The sequence below is a fragment of the Streptomyces sp. NPDC056061 genome (assembly GCF_042266885.1).
Lineage (GTDB): Bacteria > Actinomycetota > Actinomycetes > Streptomycetales > Streptomycetaceae > Streptomyces.
Map to the genome: position 1 here is coordinate 100,698 of NZ_JBHJWQ010000004.1, position 12,761 is coordinate 113,458.

10 protein-coding genes are annotated in these 12,761 nt (G+C 72.3%); 5 read left to right on the forward strand and 5 right to left on the reverse strand.

Annotated elements, in window-relative coordinates; genetic code table 11:
- Window positions 1-18 precede the first annotated feature (18 nt).
- Window positions 19-1,128: a citrate synthase 2 gene (locus ACFC79_RS08500; RefSeq protein ID WP_376236888.1), complete on the reverse strand. Its 1,110-nt coding sequence runs from the start codon at window positions 1,126-1,128 to the stop codon at window positions 19-21.
- A gap of 278 nt (window positions 1,129-1,406) precedes the next feature.
- Here ACFC79_RS08500 and pdxH point away from each other — a divergent pair, with 278 nt between their 5' ends.
- Window positions 1,407-2,051, forward strand: a complete 645-nt coding sequence (gene pdxH / locus ACFC79_RS08505) for a pyridoxamine 5'-phosphate oxidase (RefSeq protein WP_376237504.1) — start codon at window positions 1,407-1,409, stop codon at window positions 2,049-2,051.
- A gap of 316 nt (window positions 2,052-2,367) precedes the next feature.
- Here the strand turns inward: pdxH and ACFC79_RS08510 are convergent, their stop codons facing one another.
- A complete protein-coding gene (locus ACFC79_RS08510) occupies window positions 2,368-3,129 on the reverse strand; it encodes an SIS domain-containing protein (protein WP_376236890.1) in 762 nt (253 codons plus the stop codon).
- A gap of 217 nt (window positions 3,130-3,346) precedes the next feature.
- On the opposite strand from ACFC79_RS08510, the gene ACFC79_RS08515 reads away from it, so the two are divergent.
- Together ACFC79_RS08515 and ACFC79_RS08520 are read left to right on the forward strand one after the other, a co-directional pair.
- Window positions 3,347-4,039: a metal-dependent transcriptional regulator gene (locus ACFC79_RS08515; RefSeq protein ID WP_376236893.1), complete on the forward strand. Its 693-nt coding sequence runs from the start codon at window positions 3,347-3,349 to the stop codon at window positions 4,037-4,039.
- A gap of 798 nt (window positions 4,040-4,837) precedes the next feature.
- The gene (locus ACFC79_RS08520) at window positions 4,838-5,731 is read left to right on the forward strand and encodes an alpha/beta fold hydrolase (RefSeq protein WP_376236895.1); all 894 of its coding nucleotides are present in this window, start codon (window positions 4,838-4,840) and stop codon (window positions 5,729-5,731) included.
- A gap of 254 nt (window positions 5,732-5,985) precedes the next feature.
- On the opposite strand, the gene ACFC79_RS08525 is transcribed toward ACFC79_RS08520, so the two are convergent.
- From ACFC79_RS08525 to ACFC79_RS08535, 3 genes are read right to left on the reverse strand one after another with little or no spacing between them, the layout of a single operon-like run.
- Window positions 5,986-7,635: a transporter gene (locus ACFC79_RS08525; protein ID WP_376236898.1), complete on the reverse strand. Its 1,650-nt coding sequence runs from the start codon at window positions 7,633-7,635 to the stop codon at window positions 5,986-5,988.
- A complete protein-coding gene (locus tag ACFC79_RS08530) occupies window positions 7,632-8,483 on the reverse strand; it encodes an ABC transporter ATP-binding protein (protein ID WP_376236901.1) in 852 nt (283 codons plus the stop codon). The genes ACFC79_RS08525 and ACFC79_RS08530 overlap by 4 nt, the downstream gene beginning before the upstream one ends.
- A gap of 38 nt (window positions 8,484-8,521) precedes the next feature.
- The gene (locus tag ACFC79_RS08535; protein WP_376237507.1) at window positions 8,522-9,184 is read right to left on the reverse strand and encodes a bifunctional DNA primase/polymerase; all 663 of its coding nucleotides are present in this window, start codon (window positions 9,182-9,184) and stop codon (window positions 8,522-8,524) included.
- A 415-nt stretch (window positions 9,185-9,599) separates the two neighbouring features.
- Here ACFC79_RS08535 and ACFC79_RS08540 point away from each other — a divergent pair, with 415 nt between their 5' ends.
- Together ACFC79_RS08540 and ACFC79_RS08545 are read left to right on the forward strand one after the other, a co-directional pair.
- Complete coding sequence (locus tag ACFC79_RS08540) at window positions 9,600-10,982, forward strand: transcriptional regulator (RefSeq protein WP_376236903.1); 1,383 nt, start codon at window positions 9,600-9,602, stop codon at window positions 10,980-10,982.
- Between the two features lie 319 nt (window positions 10,983-11,301).
- Complete coding sequence (locus tag ACFC79_RS08545; protein ID WP_376236906.1) at window positions 11,302-12,756, forward strand: hypothetical protein; 1,455 nt, start codon at window positions 11,302-11,304, stop codon at window positions 12,754-12,756.
- The last annotated feature ends 5 nt before the right edge of the window (window positions 12,757-12,761 follow it).

The window sequence follows — 12,761 nt, forward strand, 5'->3', positions numbered from 1 at the left end:
CGGGGGCAGGCCCGGTATTCAGTTCCCCAGGTCCGCGAGCTGCTCGTACCCCTCGATCTCGCGCGGATCGCGCGGCCCGGGGCCCATGTACCGGGCCGTGGGCCGCACCAGCCGTCCCGTCCGCTTCTGCTCCAGGATGTGCGCCGACCAGCCCGCCGTGCGCGCGCAGGTGAACATCGACGTGAACATGTGCGCCGGAACCTCCGCGAAGTCCAGCACGATCGCCGCCCAGAACTCCACATTCGTCGCCAGCACCCGGTCCGGGCGCCGCGCGTGCAGCTCCGCCAGCGCGGCCTTCTCCAGGGCCTGCGCCACCTCGAAGCGCGGCGCGCCCAGCTCCTCGGCGGTGCGTCGCAGCACCCGCGCCCGCGGGTCCTCCGCCCGGTAGACCCGGTGCCCGAAGCCCATCAGCCGCTCGCCCCGGTCCAGGGCCTGCTTCACGTAAGCGGTGGCGTCCCCGGTCCGTTCGATCTCCTCGATCATGCCGAGGACCCGGGACGGGGCGCCGCCGTGCAGCGGCCCCGACATCGCGCCCACCGCGCCCGACAGCGCGGCGGCCACGTCGGCGCCGGTCGACGCGATGACCCGGGCGGTGAACGTGGAGGCGTTCATGCCGTGCTCGGCGGCCGACGTCCAGTAGGCGTCGACGGCCTTGACGTGCCGGGGGTCCGGCTCGCCGCGCCAGCGGATCATGAACCGTTCGACCACGGAACCGGCCTTGTCGATCTCGCTCTGCGGAACCATCGGCAGGCCCTGCCCGCGCGCCGACTGGGCGACGTACGACAGCGCCATCACAGCGGCCCGCGCCAGGTCGTCGCGTGCCGTCTCCGCGTCGATGTCGAGCAGCGGCCGCAGTCCCCAGACGGGAGCGAGCATCGCCAGCGCGGCCTGCACGTCGACCCGGATGTCGCCGGAGTGCACCGGGATCGGGAACGGCTCGGCGGGCGGCAGCCCCGGGCTGAACGCCCCGTCGACGAGCAGCCCCCAGACATTCCCGAACGACACCTGGCCGACCAGGTCCTCGATGTCGACACCGCGGTAGCGCAGCGAGCCGCCGGCCTTGTCCGGTTCGGCGATCTCCGTCTCGAAGGCGACGACTCCCTCTAGTCCAGGTACGAAGTCGGACATGGCGGCTCCCTCGGTCGACGGCTGTGGGCAGGCCACAGGGGCCTCCCCCAAGATATTGGCGAGTTCCCACGACTCGGGGAAGCGTGACATCCGGCACAGCTTCCCGATTCACCGATGGCGGACAGATGCCCCTTCTCGTGCCTCCGCATGCCCCGCATGCCCCGCATGCCCCGCATGCCCCGCATGCCCCTCCGGCCGGGTGTGGTGCGGTGCTGCGGCAGGATGACCTCGTGCCCACCGCAGACTCCCCTTCCGATTCCACCACCGATCCGGCCGCGATGCGCGAGCAGTACCGTTCCGAGGTCATCGCCGAGGACACGCTGGCCGCCGACCCGATGCAGCAGTTCGCCCGCTGGTTCCGGCAGGTCGCCGCAGGAGGGCTGCTGTACGAGCCCAACGCCATGGTGGTCTCCACGGCCACCGCCGAGGGCGTACCGTCCTCGCGCACGGTGCTGCTGAAGAAGTACGACGAGCGCGGCTTCGTCTTCTTCACCAACTACGGGTCCCGCAAGGGCCGCGAACTGGCCGCCAACCCCCGCGTCTCGTTGCTCTTCCCCTGGCATCCCATGGCCCGCCAGGTCATCGTCACCGGCACCGCGTCCCGCGTCGCCCGCGAGGAGACCGTCGCCTACTTCCGCACCCGCCCGCACGGCTCCCAGCTCGGCGCCTGGGCGAGCGCCCAGTCCACCGTGATCGGGACCCGCACCGAACTGGTCGCACGCTACGAGGAACTCGCCGCCCGCTACCCGGAGGGCACCCACGTCCCGGTGCCCCCGCACTGGGGCGGATTCCGCGTCGTCCCCTACACCATCGAGTTCTGGCAGGGCCACGAGAACCGGCTGCACGACCGCCTCAGGTACGTGCGCGAGGGCGACGGCGAGGGCGGCGAGCACGGCTGGCGCGTCGAGCGCCTGTGCCCGTAGCGGCGCGGACCCGGCCCGGCCCCGTACACGCAGAAACCCGCAGGCTCTGGTCCCTCCTGGCGGAGGAGCCGGCCGGACTTACCGGCGAGCCTGCGGGTCGGTGACTGCTTGGAATTGGCCGACGACCGGCCTTGCACTGCAAAGAGTGCGGCAACGGGCGTCAGCCCGCAGCCACCTCACGAGTCCGAGAAGAAATCACTTCCGGAACACCTCCTTTCTTCGCTGCCCACAGCTTAGGAACTCCGCCGCAGGCGTCTCAACCCATTTACGACCCGGGGAGCGAGGCGGCGCCGGACGTGGTGCGCAGGCGGTGCCGTCACGCCCCGTGGCGGTAGAAGATGCGGTCCCGGTACTCCGTCATGACGCGGCCGTTCCACTCGTGGCCGCCGTCGACGTTGCCCGACCGCAGCAGCGGCGGCTCGATCCCGCGCTCCACCAGCCGTTCCGCGGCGGCGGCCATCATCGCCTGCATCACCGCGCTGGTCACCACGGTCGACGCGGGCGCGAACGGTGCCTCGATCCCTTCGAGGGTCAGTTCCGCGTCGCCGATGGCGATCTTGCTGTCGAGCACGATGTCGCAGTGGTCCCGCAGGAAGCCGCCCGAGGAGTGCCGGGACCGGGTGCCCTCCGTGTAGGCCACCGAGGTGATGCCGATGACCTTCAGGCCCAGGGCCCGCGCGTTCATCGCCATCTCCACCGGGAGCGCGTTGCGTCCGGAGAGGGAGATGATCACGAGGAGGTCGCCCGACCGGGCGGGGCTGGAGTCGAGCACCGCGCCCGCCAGCCCGTCGACCCGCTCCAGCGCCGAGCCGAGGGTCGCCGGCATGACATCGACGCCGAGCGTCCCCGGCACCGCCAACAGGTTCATCAGGGCAAGCCCGCCCGCCCGGTAGACGACGTCCTGCGCGGGCAGCGAGGAGTGCCCCGCGCCGAAGGCGAAGAGCCTGCCGCCCGCGGCGACGGTGTCGGCGATCGCGGCACCGGCGGCCGCGATGTTGCCGGACTCCTCGTCGCGTACGCGCTCCAGCAGGCCGATCGCTGCGTCGAAGAACTCACCGGCCAGCTTGCTGTCGCTCATCGAGGAGGCCCTTTCGGCGGGGAAGGTGTTCCTGGGGTGACCATGAGGTGTCCGTGTCGCGGATCACGTTGCGGTCTGGACCAGTGACCTGTCAATACCGGCTCCGTCGCTTCGCCGCACGGTATTGGCCCGGCCCGGCACGGTTGTCGGCGGTATGCGTCAGAATTGGTTGAGGGCCAGCGCACGACGTTTTCTGTCACAGCACCGAGGGGCACGAATGTCCGGACTGATCGACACCACGGAGATGTACCTCCGCACCATCCTCGAACTTGAGGAGGAAGGCGTGGTGCCCATGCGGGCCCGGATCGCCGAACGGCTGGACCAGAGCGGTCCGACGGTCAGCCAGACGGTGGCGCGGATGGAGCGCGACGGCCTGGTGCAGGTGGCGGGCGACCGCCACCTGGAGCTCACCGGCGAGGGACGTCGTCTCGCGACCCGCGTCATGCGCAAGCACCGGCTCGCCGAGTGCCTGCTCGTCGACGTCATCGGCCTGGAGTGGGAGCAGGTGCACGCCGAGGCGTGCCGGTGGGAGCACGTCATGAGCGAGGCCGTGGAGCGGCGGGTCCTGGAGCTGCTGCGCCACCCCACGGAGTCCCCGTACGGGAATCCGATCCCGGGCCTGGAGGAGCTGGGCGAGAAGACCGAGGCCGACCCGTTCCTCGACGAGAGCATGGTCAGCCTGTCGGAGCTCGACCCGGGCTCGGAGGGCAAGACGGTGGTCGTGCGCCGGATCGGCGAGCCGATCCAGACGGACGCCCAGCTGATGTACACGCTGCGGCGGGCGGGCGTGCAGCCCGGCTCCGTGGTCAGCGTGACCCAGTCGCCCGGCGGCGTGCTGGTCGGCAGCAGCGGCGAGGCGGCGGAGCTCGGCTCCGAGGTCGCCTCGCACGTGTTCGTGGGCAAGCGCTGAGACGTTCGCGTCGCTCGGCGCCCTGCCGGCCGACGGCCGGGCGCCCGTCGGCAGCTGATCACCCGGCCCGACGACCCGGCCCGACCACCCGACCCGGCCGCCCGGCGGCGGACCGCCGGAGGGCGTCGGCAGGACATCGCGAGGCCGTGTGCGGAGACGACGTCGAAGCCCGAAATCCGCTTCGTGTTTTTCCGTTCCGCGACCGCGTTTTCCGTTCCGAACCGCAGCGCTCGGACGGGTCACGTGCCAGGCTGTGGCTCAGGCATACCTGAGAGTGCCGGCCACTCGGCCGCGCGGTCGGGGAGGGAGCGGGCGCATGCACCCGTCGTACCGCACGTCCGGGCATCCGGCACGCCCGGTTCGTCCCGCCGGAGCACCGGAGGGCCCCGCCCTCGTCGCCGCGTGGTGGCATCCACCCGATGGGAGCGCTCCCGATGCGGGATCCGGAATGCCGGGTGCGGGTTTCCGTGGACCGGCCTCCTGGCGATTTCGAACAGCAGAGGGCCCCGGCGCCGATGGGCGCCGGGGCCTGCCCTCCCCTGCTTCGACCCGGAGCCCCGAGCTCTCGGGGTCGGTCCCCACGGGCCCTCATCCCCGAGCGGCCCGCCTCCCGGGGAAGGTCTCCCCTCCGCCACCGCCGCCAATCCTTCCGACTGGTCACTCGAACGAGGGGTGTTGGACGGTGGAACCAGGTATTCGAATAAAGGTTCGATAGTCTGACGTGGTGCGACCGCACGGTGATCGAGCGGGATCGAGCGGTGATCGAGGACCAGAAGCCAGAAGGGGGTGCCAGAACCTATGGTGCGGCGCATCGATGTGACCGGGACCGACGGCGTACGCCTGGCGGCCTGGGAATTCGCGGATCCACCCAAGGGCCGCGCGGAGGGCGAGCGGCTTCCCGGCGTCCTCCTGCTCCACGGCCTGATGGGGCGGGCCTCGCACTGGGCCCCCACCAGCCGCTGGCTCGCCGAGCGGTATCGCGCGGTCGGCCTCGATCAGCGGGGACACGGCCGCAGCGAGAGGCCCGTCGAGGGGCCGTACACCCGGGACGCCTACGTGGCCGACGTGGAAGCGGCGATCGAGCAGCTCGGTCTCGCCCCCGTGACCCTCGTCGGGCACGCGATGGGAGCGCTCACCGCCTGGCAGCTCGCGGCCAAGCGCCCCGACCTGGTCCGGGCCCTGGTCATCTGCGACATGCGGGCCTCCGCACTCGGCGCGGCCTCGCAGCGGGAGTGGGAGGAGTGGTTCGCGTCCTGGCCGGTGCCGTTCGCGACACTCTCCGACGTACGGAAGTGGTTCGGCGAGGACGACCCCCGGGTGGAACGGCCCAATCCGGCCCGCGGTGACTTCTTCGCCGAGGTCATGGCCGAACGGGCCGACGGCTGGCGCCCCGTCTTCTCCCGCCGCCAGATGCTCCGGTCCCGCGCCACCTGGGTGTTCGACGCGCACTGGGAGGAGCTGGCCCAGGTGCGGTGCCCGGCCCTGGTGCTCCGCGGCATCGACGGCGAGCTCGGCCGGGCGGAGGCCCAGGAGATGGTCCGTGTCCTTCCGCGCGGCCAGTACGCGGAGGTCGCCGACGCCGGTCATCTCGTCCATTACGACCAGCCGGAGGGCTGGCGGGCCGCGGTCCAGCCGTTCCTGGAGCAGTTCGCCGAAGAGGCCCACGAAGACCGGGAGCCCGTCTCCCCCTGAACGACCGGGAAGGACCGGAACGCCCCGTGAGCGACCCCATGGGGGCCGGACGGAAGGAAGAGGGGGAGACGGGCTCGGGCCCCGCAGGGCCGTTCCCGGTGTGTGGGCCGTTCCCGGTGTGTGGGCCGTTCCCGGCGGGGGACCGTTCCGTGCGGGACGGTCCCCCGCCGGAGGCCGCCGCGCGGCCGGGCCCGGTACGGAACGCGTGGTCCGGTGGCCGTGGCGGGCGGCGCCGGCGGCCGTGGGCGAGGGCGTCAGCCCTTGCTGACCGCCGTCAGGATCTCCGGCAGCCGGTTCGCCGTCCGGGGAGCGGCGATCCGCAGCCCGGCCCAGGCGATCAGCACCCCGTACACCGCCCCCGCGGGCACCAGCGGCCACAGCCACTCGTGCCGGTCCGTGAGGCTCAGCCAGATCGTCGCCACGATCACGGGCGCACTGAGGACCATCGCCGAGATCATGCCGCCGAAGATCGAGATCCAGGCGAGTCCGGCCTGTCCGGGCGCCACGTTCTTGAACGCCCCGTCCTGCGGGATCGAATACGGGAACAGCGCCGACGCCACCGCGCCCGTCGCCAGCATCGCGCCCAGCAGGGCGAACGACACCCCGAGCCCGCCCGGGAGCGCGACCCAGTCGTCGGCGAGTGCCGCCGTCACCACCGTCGTCAGAGCCGTGAACGGCACCGTGATCAGCGCCAGCGCGAAGGCCCGCGCCCGCAGTTCGACGTAGGCGTCCCGGGTCGTGGAGATGGTCTGCGCCACCATCCAGAACGCCGAGGTGTCCTGCCCGAACTGGTTGTACATCTGGACGCCGAGCATCCCGGCGGCGAAGCAGGCGAAGTAGACGGTGCCCGCGCCCTGGAGGGCGTTGAACACCGGCACGATCAGCCCGACCGCCAGCGCCGTGACCCAGGCGGCCTTGGTCTTCGGATCGCGTGCGATGTACCGCAGGCTGCGTTCCATCACCGTCCCGGTGCGTCCGGCGGGCAGCAGCCCGAGGAGTCCCGAGCCCTTCCCGGCGGCCTTGTCACGAGTCGGCGCGGCGGCGGCCAGGGTCGAGCCGTCCGGGGCCGTCATCAGCTTCACCAGGCTGCGCTGCCACAGCCACAGCAGCAGGACGAGCGCCGCCAGGGACAGCAGCAACTGCACGGCCGCCTCCCCGTAGGAGCCCCGCGACGCCGAGTCCACGGACCCGATCGCCGAGGCGGGCGGCAGCCAGCGGACCACGTCCGCCACCGGTTCGAGCGAGGACATCCCGCCCGCCTCGCTCAGCCGCTGCGCACCGAAGTTGACCACCTGGAAGCCCACCGCGATCAGCAGACCGCTCAGCACCGCGAGATCGCGGCCCTTGCGCGAGGTCAGCAGCCGGGTGTTGGCGGTGGCCACGGCACGGGCCAGGGTCACGCACAGCAACAGCGTGAGCGGCACGGCGAGCACGGCGAACACCGCGCCGACCGCTCCGTACGCCACCGCGAACACCGAGCCGACCACCAGGCACAGCGTGAACAGCGGGCCGATCCCGATCAGCGAGGAGACCAGCAGCGCCGTGATCAGCGGGCGCGGACGCAACGGCAGCATCGCCAGACGGCTCGGGTCGAGTGTCTCGTCACCGGCGGCGAAGAACAGCGGCATCACCGCCCAGCCGACCGCCAGCACCCCGGCCGTCAGGACGACGACGGAACCCGCATGGGCGTAGCCGCGCATCAGGACCAGTCCGAGCAACTGGCCCACGGCGAACAGCAGGGCGAAGACGACGGAGGTGATGTACGCGGCGCGCCGGCCGGTCGACTGGCGCAGCCCGTTGCGCAGCAGGGCGAGCTTGAGCCGTACGAAGACCGGGACGAGATCGGTGCGCCCTTCGGAGGCACGGACGGGTGCGGTTCTCCCAGGGGTGTCGAGCACGCTCATCGGTCGCCGCCCAGCCAGTCCAGGGACCCGTCGGCGGTGCGGGCGCCCGCACCGACCAGTTCGAGGAAGGCGTTCTGCAACGAGGCCGCGTCGCCGCGCACCTCGTCCAGGGTGCCCTGGGCCCTGATCCGGCCGGCGGCCATGACGGCCACCCAGTCGCAGAGGGACTCCACGAGTTCCATCACATGGCTGGAGAAGACGACGGTCGCGCCCGAGTGGGTGTAGCGCACCAGGACTTCGCGGATGGTCTGCGCAGAGACCGGGTCGACGCCCTCGAACGGCTCGTCGAGGAAGAGCACTTCGGGGTTGTGCAGCAGTGCGGAGGCGAGTCCGATCTTCTTCCGCATGCCGGTCGAGTAGTCGACGACCAGCTTGTGCTGGGAGCCCGCCAGGCCGAGCACGTCGAGGAGCTGGGTGGCCCGCTTGTCGACCTCGGCGCCCGGCAGCCCGCGCAGTCGGCCCGTGTAGGCGAGGAGTTCGCGACCCGAGAGGCGCTCGAAGAGCCGCAGGCCCTCCGGCAGCACACCGATCCTGGACTTCACCTCGACCGGGTCGCGCCACACGTCGTGACCGCTGATCTCTATGCGTCCCTCGTCGGGGCGGAGCAGCCCGGTGACCATCGACAACGTGGTGGTCTTGCCCGCGCCGTTCGGCCCCACCAGGCCGATGAACTTGCCTGCGGGCAGCTCCAGATCGATCCCGGCGACGGCGGTCTGCTCGCCGAACCGCTTCCACAGCCCCTGGACGCGCACGGCGGGGGGCACCGTCGGTGTTCCACCCGGCGCCCCGCCCGCCGATTCCGATTGTCCCGGCCGGACGCTTCTGTCGGTCTCTGCCCGGTCCTGCATCTTTTTGCCTTTCGTTGACCCCGTTTGCAGGGGTCAGCTTACGAAAGGCGAGCTCGGGCGTCTGCCGTCTCGCGTGCGCAGGCGTAGGCGAGCGGGCTGATGACCTCCTCCACGCCAGGCAGCCACCGGTTGGCGGCGGTGGGGCGGCGGGCCCACTGGACCGCACCGTGCCCGCCGACCCGGGTCGGCGGAGCGGTCACGCAGTGGCCGTCGCCGTGGCCGACGAGGTCGATCGTGGAGGGCCGCCAACCCAGCTTCCGCACCAGTTCCTCCGTCCTGGCCGCCGCGCCCGGCAGGACCAGGAAGAACATCCGCCGGCCCGGGGTGCGCGTGACGGGACCGAGCGGCAGGTTCATCCGCTCCATCCGGGCCAGGGCGAGGAAGCCGGCGGACTCCGGTACGTCGATCGCGTCGAAGGCGCGGCCGGTGGGCAGCAGGATCGACGCCTTCGGCTGCTCGGTCCACATCCGGCGGGCCGCGACGCCGCTGCCGGTGGCGTGGCCCACCCAGTCCGGCCCGGTGGGATGGGCGCCGGGGGAGGCGCAGCCGGTGTCGCCGCAGGAGCAGCGTTCGGCGCCGTCCACCGTCTCCAGCCAGGTGCCGGGGCAGACGTCCCAGTGCCGTTCCTCGGCGTAGCGCACCGCCGCGTCGAGGAGTTGCTCGCCCCGCTGCACGGGAACCTTCGTGCCCTGCGCGGGGATGCCGGTCTCCCCGGTCCCGCCCGGGACGCGGGCCCCGACGGACTCCCCGGTCCCGGGTCCCGTCCCGGTCCCCGTCCGTTGCCGGACTCCGACGCGTTCTTCGACTCCGATGGGCTCTTCCACGCCCGGCACAACTGCCGCCGCAACCCGGGGTTACGGGCGCGGCGGGTGCTCGGAGGCGTACCGGAACGGCATGCGGGGCGCATGGATGCATCGGCGGGGGCGCGCACTGGGCGGCGTCCGGCCGGGCGAGGTAGCCATGGACGAGTCGCCCCGGAATGGTCGACCTCTGTCATATGCCGACAGGAATGGCAAGGAACACGACGGACGTGACGAACACGATGAATGCGTGCATTTTCCGGGCAACCACCGGGCAGTGATCCGTTCATCGATCACTGCGGCCTCAGGGGGAAACATGGCAGCCAGGCCTCTCGTCGCCCGCCAGCCGAACGAACGGCTCCAGGCACTCATTCAGGAGGCCGGATGTTCCAACGCCGGCCTCGCTCGTCGCGTCAACATGGTCGGCGCGGAGCGCGGGCTCGATCTGCGGTACGACAAGACCTCCGTGGCCCGTTGGCTGCGCGGACAGCAACCGCGCGGCAGGGCGCCGGGAATCATCGCCGAGGCGCTCGGCCGCAAACTCGGCCGTACGGTCACGATCGACGAGATCGGCATGGCCAACGGCAAGAATCTGGCGTCCGGCGTCGGCCTGCAGTTCGCCCCGACCGTGATCGGCGCGATCGAGCAGGTCTGTGAGCTGTGGCGCAGCGACGTGGGACGCCGCGACTTCCTGTCGGGTTCGGCGGTCGCCTCCTCGGCCCTGGTCGAGCCCAGTCGCGATTGGCTGATCACCGGCGCCGACCCGCAGGTGGCGCGGGTCGCCGGGTCCCGGGTCGGGATGTCGGACGTGGCGGCCGTGCGGGCGATGACGTCCGCGCTCGTCGACCTCGACCACCGGTTCGGCAGCGGACACGTGCGGCCGGTCCTCGTGCACTACCTGAACAGCGTGGTGTCCGGGTTGCTCTCGGGCGCGTACCGGGAGTCGGTCGGGCGGCAGTTGTTCGCCGCCGTCGCCCGGCTCACCGAACTCGGCGGGTACATGGCGATCGACACGGGCCAACCCGGGCTCGCCCAGCGGTACTACATCCAGGCGCTGCGGCTGGCCCAGGCGGCGGGCGACCGGGCGTACGGCGGATACGTGCTGGCCGCGTCGATGAGCCATCTCGCCGCGCAACTCGGCAATCCGCGCGAGATCGCCCAGTTGGCGCGGGCCGCGCAGGAGGGGGCCCGCGGCTGTGTCACCCCGCGGGCGCAGGCGATGTTCTACGCGGCGGAGGCGCGCGGCCACGCCCTGCTCGGCGACGCCCGCACCTGCCAGGCCGTGGCGGGCCGGGCGTCGGCCGAGATGGAGCATGCCGACCCCGACACCGGGGACGATCCCGACTGGATCACCCACTTCGACCACGCCTATCTCGCCGACGAGTTGGCGCACTGCCACCGCGACCTCGGCCAGGCGGAGGCCGCCGCGCGCCGGGCCGAGGAGTCCGTGGACGGGCACCCGGAGTCCCGGGCCCGCCGCCGCGGCATCGGTCTGGTGCTCCTCGCCACCGCCCAGGTCCAGATGCGCGAGGTGGAACTCGCCTGCCACACCGGCACCCGTGCGATGGAGCTGCTGGGGACGGTGCGTTCCAACCGGGGCGTGGAGTATCTCGACGATCTGCAACAGCGGCTGGTGCCCTACGGGGACGAACCGGCGGTCCGGGAGTTCGGCGCACGGCTGGAACTCCAGGCGGCCTGAGCTTCGGGCGATCGCGCTCCGGGCGGCTTGAAATCCCGGTGTCCGGAACTTCCGGGGTCCTGAATTCCGGTCGGTTCGAACTCCCCGTGCCGTGAGGTGATTTACGCCCGGTGGGCCGGCCCGGACCGTCGTTCGGCCCGGCCCGTACCGTCCGGCGGCCCCGTCCGTCCTGTCCGGTCGCCCCATAACTGCGTCCGGAGGGCGCAGGGTGTTACAGCACCTGTGAAGGGGGGTGAGTGAGCCCACACGCTTGGCATACCGCGGCGAGCACCCGATAGCGTGAGCCGACGGTTCCGTAGGTTCACACGTAGGAGTCCCGGTGACGCAGAGCGGCGGACAGGGTGACGATCGGGGGCTTCCCGCCGCGCAGCCCCCGCACGAAGGTGTCGTGCTGCCCGCGGGTGGCGGCGAGCCCTGGATACCCGGGGGGCCCGCGGACCAGGCCGCCCCGGCGGGCGGTCAGCCCTGGGGGCAGCCCTGGGGGCCACAGGGATCGCACACTCCGTCGCACGCGCAGCAGCCGGTACCGGGACAGGATCCGTACGGGCAGGCTCCGCAGCCGCACGCGTACGGACAGCCCCAGATCCCCGCGCAGCATCAGCCCCCTGCGCAGCACCAGTCCCAGCCGCTGCCCCCGGCACAGCACCAGCCGCAGTCGCCGTACGCGCAGCCGCTGCCCCCCGAGGCGGTGCCCGGCGCCGCGGACGCCACGCAGTACATCGCACCGGTGCCCTCCGGGCCGGCGCCGGGCGGGCTGCCGCCGGAGAGCCCCGCGGAGGCCACCCAGTACCTGAGCCACGGCGGGCCGCCGCAGCACCAGCAGGCGCAGCAGCAACAGCCGTATCCGCAGCAGCAGCCCGCGTACGGCGGCGACGCCGATGCGACCCAGTACATCCCCCCCGTCTCCGGCGGCGCCCCGTACGACATCAGGCCCGGTCTGCCCGGCGACCGTCAGCCGCCCGCCGAGTTCGACAGCCTGTTCCGCCACGACGAGCCGGCCGGCGCCACCCAGCAGATGCCCGGACTCGACCCCGCGCAGCAGTACCCGGGCGCCCAGCCGGTCCCACCGGCCCCGCAGCCGGCGCGGCCCGCGTACCAGCCCGTGGACAAGGAGCCGCAGGGACGGGGCGAACGGTCCAGGAAGCGCCCGCACGTCACGCTCATCGCGGGGGTCGTCGCCGGCTGCGCGGTCGTGGGGCTCGGCGCGGGAGCGCTCATGAGCGGCAGCGGCGACGACAAGGACACGGACGCCAAGCAGCCCGTGGCGGCCGCGAGTTCACCGGCCGGGCAGTCCTCCCCGCAGGCGCCGGAGGACCCGGCGAAGCCGCAGGCCGAGGCGCTGGACAAGCTGCTCGCGGACAGCAACAACAGCCGTGCCGCGGTCATCGACGCCGTCGAGAAGACCAAGAACTGCAAGGACCTGGACCAGGCGGTGGCGGACCTCAAGGACGCCGCCCGGCAGCGCCGCGACCTGGTCACCCGGCTCCAGGGACTGAGCGTCGACAAGCTGCCGGACAACCAGCAGCTGACCACTGCCCTGACCAAGGCGTGGCAGGCGTCCGCCTCCGCCGACGACCACTACGCCGCGTGGGCCGGGCAGGCCAAGAACAGCAAGAAGGTCTGCAAGCACGGCAAGGCCCGCACGACCACCCAGACGCAGCAGGCCACCGCGCGCAGCGGCGAGGCGAGCGAGCAGAAGCAGCAGGCGGCACGGCTGTGGAACGTGATCGCGTCGAAGTGGAACCTGACCCGACGGACCGCGGTCGACCTCTGACGGCG